Genomic DNA, 410 nt, shown 5'->3' with positions numbered 1-410 from the left:
GTCCATTGCCTACAAGGCATGGAAGACCGCGCAGGAGAAGAAGGACCGTCCGGACAGCGAGAGCGTCGACGGGTACACCCCCGCGCAGCGGCTGTTCATCTCCTGGGCCTACGTGTGGCAGGAGAAGTCCCGGGACGAGGCGCTAAAGACACGCATCGCCACGGATCCGCACTCTCCCGCCGAGTTCCGTGCCGGCCAGACCCCGCGCAACGTGTACGCATTCTACGAGGCGTTCGACATCCAGGACTCGGGCGGCATGTGGCTGCCGGAGGCGGAACGCGTGGCCATCTGGTAGCGCCGCTTGAGCTACGTGGACAGGAGCCCCGCCGGTCGGACCGGCGGGGCTCCTGCGCGTCTCAGACGCTCGAGCGGGATTGCTGCATGAACTCGTTCATCGCGAATCCCCAGAT

1 protein-coding gene is annotated in these 410 nt (G+C 66.1%); it reads left to right on the top strand.

What is annotated here, in order from left to right:
- Positions 1–295, top strand: a 295-nt coding sequence (locus K9U40_RS24230) for a M13-type metalloendopeptidase (protein WP_282892591.1), incomplete at its 5' end; no start/stop codon positions are given.
- Positions 296–410 lie beyond the last annotated feature (115 nt).

Source organism: Xanthobacter autotrophicus, from assembly GCF_030015065.1.
Lineage (GTDB): Bacteria > Pseudomonadota > Alphaproteobacteria > Rhizobiales > Xanthobacteraceae > Xanthobacter > Xanthobacter autotrophicus_D.
This window is presented reverse-complemented; position numbering and strand designations above follow the sequence as displayed.